Below are 4,450 nucleotides of genomic sequence, written 5' to 3'. Positions count from 1 at the left end.
CGAACGTTCGTTCGCGAGAAAAAATAAGCGTCGCCGGGCCTTCGAACGATTTGAATTTGGCAAAGCGATATTCCGCACCGGCCAGCAGGGTAACCGGGCCGAATCGCTTCCACGTCAAGAGTAAGCGAGTCTGGCCGCCCCAACAATCGTCCTCCAGTTTCGCTGAAAGCTGTTCGCCCTCGCCAGCAGGCAGAGGCCCCTGCGTCCAGGGCCAATATCGCCATTGCAAATCGAGATTGGCGGAATAGCGATCGACGCCTATACTTGCCTGCACGCTCCACTTTTCTGCCAGAGGCAGACGGTAAAGCAGGCCCGCTCCCGCAGACCAAAAACGGAAATTGATTTCTTGATGGAAAGCCGGGCTGATGAATTGTTCGGGGATCTTGCCGGGATCGGGATAAAACTCGAAGCCCGCATCAAGACTGGCATATTGTCCGTCTAACAGCAAAAACAAGCGGGGAATGATTTCCGGCAGATGATAACCCAGCGTGCCTCGCGCCGAAAGATCGCCGTTGATTTTTTCATAATATCCGATTGGTTCGATGTAAAAGCGATTTAAACGGATTTCCTGCGACACAGTGGCTAGCGCATTATTGTAATTTCCCCAGGGATTGAAATGATAGGCCGAACCGACCTGCACGGAAAGGCGCTGCGGCGAAAAGAGAGAGGGATTTTGCGCATACGCAGAGAAGGCTGAACAGGCGAGAGCGAGAAACGTGCGGAAGAGAACAGTCTGCTTCATAGAATTTTCCTCCCGTTGAAACATCCTGCAAAACTGGAGACGGCGCAGCGCAGAAATGCAGGTGAGCAAAAATGTAATGAAAACGCCATACAGGCGCAAGCAGTTTATCGCCGCCGCGGACAATGGGAATAAGCCAAAAATCTCTTGCTTTTTCCCGCCAAATACCTTACCAATTCACACTTCTTCAATCCCCAAACAGCTTGAGACGAAAGGGAGCCGCGCATGCCGGCGTACAAACTCGCCTACGCTGTTCGAGTATCATTCCTGCTGCTTTTTTGCTTGTGTCAAATTTTCCGCGCAAACCGTCACCCATCGTCACGATCATATCATTACCCAAGCGGTTTTGGAAATAGCCGGCTTCGTCAAGGCTGGGGTCATGAGTAATTGTCGCAGAGTGAGAAAAGAGTATGATAAACAAAATTTGTTTCGCCCTCGCCGTGGTGCTCGTTTTGAGCGGCGCTGCCCTGGCGCAAGAGCCGTTGACAAGCGATACGTCTGCAGCGGTTGCCGAGTTTGACACATTGCAGTATGTGGCCCAGGAAGCTGGGCCGGTTGCCGTGCCGGAGCCGAGCGAAAAGGCCATGCGCTATTATCATAGCGGAAACATTTTGTGGTTGATCAATTTGTTGTGGGGACTTCTGATTCCGGCTTTGTTTCTCTTTACCGGGTTTTCGGCGCGCATCCGCAATTGGGCGCAAAAAATCGGGCGCCGGTGGTTCTTCGTTGTTGGCGTCTATTTCATCATCTTTAGCGCCCTCAATTTCATTATTGATTTTCCTCTGAGTTATTACCAGGATTTTGTGCGGCAGCATGCCTACGATCTCTCCAATCAAGCTTTCGGAAAATGGTTCGGTGATGCGTTGAAATCGCTGCTGGTGGGCATGATGATCGGCGTGTTGTTTTTGTGGGTACCGTATCTTTTGCTCAAGAAAAGCCCGCAGCGCTGGTGGCTATTCACCGGCATTCTGGCCGCGCCGTTTTTGTTTTTCTTTATGCTCATCAGTCCGGTTTGGATCGCGCCGCTGTTCAACAAATTCGGCCCGATGCAAGACAAAGCGCTGGAAGCCAAAATTTTGGCGCTGGCCGATCGCGCCGGCATCGAGGGCAGCCGGGTTTATGAAGTCAACAAAAGTGTCGATACCAAAGCGGTAAATGCTTATGTCTCCGGCTTTCTCGACACGAAACGCATCGTGTTGTGGGATACCATTATCGCAAAGCTGGATGAACAAGAACTGCTGTTCGTGATGGGGCACGAAATGGGGCACTACGTGCTCGGCCACGTGGTGAAAGGCATTTTGTTTTTTTCGGTTTTGATCTTGTTGACGTTGTACGCCGCGCATCGCGTGTCCGGCGGCCTGCTGCGAAAATATCAAGCGCGCTTCGGGTTCAATCAATTATCCGATATTGCCTCGTTGCCGCTATTGCTGTTGCTGATCAACATGTTCTCGTTTATCGTCATGCCGATCGCGCTCACGTTTACGCGTTATCAAGAGCGCGAATCCGATCGATTCGGACTGGAGATTTGTCAAAATAATCATGCGGCGGCCACGGCCTTTGTGAAATTGCAGATGGAAAATTTGGGCAACCCGCGGCCCGGCTGGCTTTACAAACTCTGGCGCGCCTCGCATCCCACCATCGGCGAGCGCATTGATTTCTGCAACGAATATCGGCCATGGGAACGTGGCAAGCCGTTGCGCTATGGGGATTTGATCAGATAAGGGCCAAGCTGACTTTGATGCCTTTTTCTATTTCGTGCATGACCGGCTCGAACAAAATTCCAAGCTTTTTTGATATAAGCGCTTGAGGTATGGTTAGAATGATCTCTGCTTAGACGACCGAATCTTGAATCAAACCCACTGCTCTGCCTATGTCAGAGTTGGCTGGGATTCTAAAGTGGAAAAGATGATCCTTTGCCGGCGGCTGGCTCGAAATGGCAAGTACTATGGTATTCGAGCTGAAGCGATTGCCCGCATTGTTTTGCACAACAAGCACAGGGCGTTTTTGGGTTTGGGTGAAATCTTGAACAAAAGGCAGGCCGGCTAAAACGACGTCACCGCATTGAATCGGAACCATGGCTAAATCCCCCGGATTCCTCAAGAGCCGTCAGTTGCGCCGCCCAAGCGATTTTGATTGTCTCGGCATTATCGTTCGACATGACTTGATAACCTTCGCTTAAAAGCGTCTCGGAAGCCTCCGGCTCGCCGGCTATTTCCCCGGAAATTTTTGCAAGCAGATCTTGCACGAACTGACCGACGGGTTTGGCGGCGCGCTACGAAGCAATTTCAGGTCTGTAATGGACGGATTCTGTCAGGGTGAGCTCGAGCTTTTTCATAGGTGATTTTCCATCAGCTAAAAAGTTTTCGAGGTTGCGAAATTCGAAATAAATGGTTTTCATATAACGAGAAGTACAAAAACGAGCCATAATTTCAAAGAATTTTTGAAAATTAATAGTCGTGCAGCAGATTGATCAAGGTAGCCAGTAAACATTTCTTGTTACAAGTTGGAGAATGCCATGAATAAGTTGTTATCTCGCTTCATTCTTGTCACAAGTATTCTTCTCTTTGCTAGCGTTAAAGCCCGGCAATCAGCCGAAGACGAGGCCGCACGCCTCGTGTCGGCCATGCTCGGCGATACGCCCATTGTGGCTGACCTGCGCCAGCTCACCGATGAAATCGGCGGCCGCGCCACCGGCTCCGAGGCCAATCTCAAATCGGTGGAATGGGCGTTGGCAAAATTCAAAGAAGCGGGAGTCGAGGCGCGCAAAGAAGGCTTTATGATGCCCGCGCTTTGGCGTGAACGTTCTGTGAAAATCGAAATAACGGGTGCAGCGAATTTCTCCCCGGCTGCAGCGTGCATGCCGTTTTCCAGCGGAACGCCCGCAACCGGCCTCACCGCCGCGCTGATTGACGGCGGCTTTGGAGCAGACGATGATTTCAAACGATTGGGCGCTGCTGCAAAAGGGGCCTTTGTGTTGATCGAAACGCATGAATTGCTCGATCTTGAGGGACTTTTTAAAGAATATAATGAAGGCGCGCGCATCGAGAAGCGCGCGTTTGCGGCCGGCGTTGCCGGTGTGGTTTATACCGGTTCGCGCCCGCGCAATGTGCTTTATCGCCATAACGCCTCACTCGGCTATAATAACGAACATCCGCTGCTGGTGATGGAACGTGACGCCGGATTGCGCTGTTTGCGTTTGCTGCGTGCCGGCAAAACGCTGGACATGACGGCGACAATTGACGTGGTGTCCGGTCCGGCGTACGAAAGTTACAACGTCGTCGGTGAAATCAAAGGCACGAAAAAGCCCGAAGAGTTTGTCGTCATTGGCGCGCATCTGGACTCGTGGGAGCTGGGCCAGGGCGCGCTTGACAACGGCTGCAATGTCGCGCTGGTGATCGATCTCGCTCGGCAAATCAAGCGCCTTGAACTGAAGCCGCTGCGTACGATTCGGTTTGCTTTGTTTAATGGAGAGGAACAGGGGTTGATCGGCTCTTGGGGATATTGCAAAACGCATGCAGATGAATTGGATCGAACGGTGATGGCCTCGTCGTATGACATTGGCACAGGCCGCATCACCGGCTTTTTTACCGGCGGCCGCCCCGAGCTGGCCGCTGCGACGGCCGCCGGGTTGCGTCTGCGCCGCGATTACGACCCCAGCCTGCCGGACATTCCGGCCCAGCCGGACGCCCTGCAGCAGGTGTTCCTGAACCT

Annotated in this window: 4 protein-coding genes; 2 read left to right on the top strand and 2 right to left on the bottom strand. The window is 52.3% G+C overall.

The window, feature by feature from the left end; translation table 11 throughout:
* Positions 1–742, bottom strand: a 742-nt coding sequence (locus FBQ85_27115) for a hypothetical protein (GenBank protein ID MDL1878804.1), incomplete at its 3' end; no start/stop codon positions are given.
* Between the two features lie 407 nt (positions 743–1,149).
* Here FBQ85_27115 and FBQ85_27110 point away from each other — a divergent pair.
* Positions 1,150–2,460, top strand: coding sequence for a M48 family metallopeptidase (locus FBQ85_27110; protein ID MDL1878803.1), 1,311 nt, complete (start codon positions 1,150–1,152; stop codon positions 2,458–2,460).
* Between the two features lie 109 nt (positions 2,461–2,569).
* On the opposite strand, the gene FBQ85_27105 is transcribed toward FBQ85_27110, so the two are convergent.
* Complete coding sequence (locus FBQ85_27105; protein MDL1878802.1) at positions 2,570–2,815, bottom strand: type II toxin-antitoxin system PemK/MazF family toxin; 246 nt, start codon at positions 2,813–2,815, stop codon at positions 2,570–2,572.
* A 439-nt stretch (positions 2,816–3,254) separates the two neighbouring features.
* Here FBQ85_27105 and FBQ85_27100 point away from each other — a divergent pair.
* Positions 3,255–4,450: M28 family peptidase (locus FBQ85_27100; protein ID MDL1878801.1), on the top strand; the 1,196-nt coding region annotated here is incomplete at its 3' end.

It is taken from the genome of Cytophagia bacterium CHB2 (assembly GCA_030263535.1).
GTDB lineage: Bacteria > Zhuqueibacterota > Zhuqueibacteria > Zhuqueibacterales > Zhuqueibacteraceae > Coneutiohabitans.
Note: the sequence above shows the minus strand (reverse complement) of the source record. Positions and strands in the feature narration are given on the sequence as shown.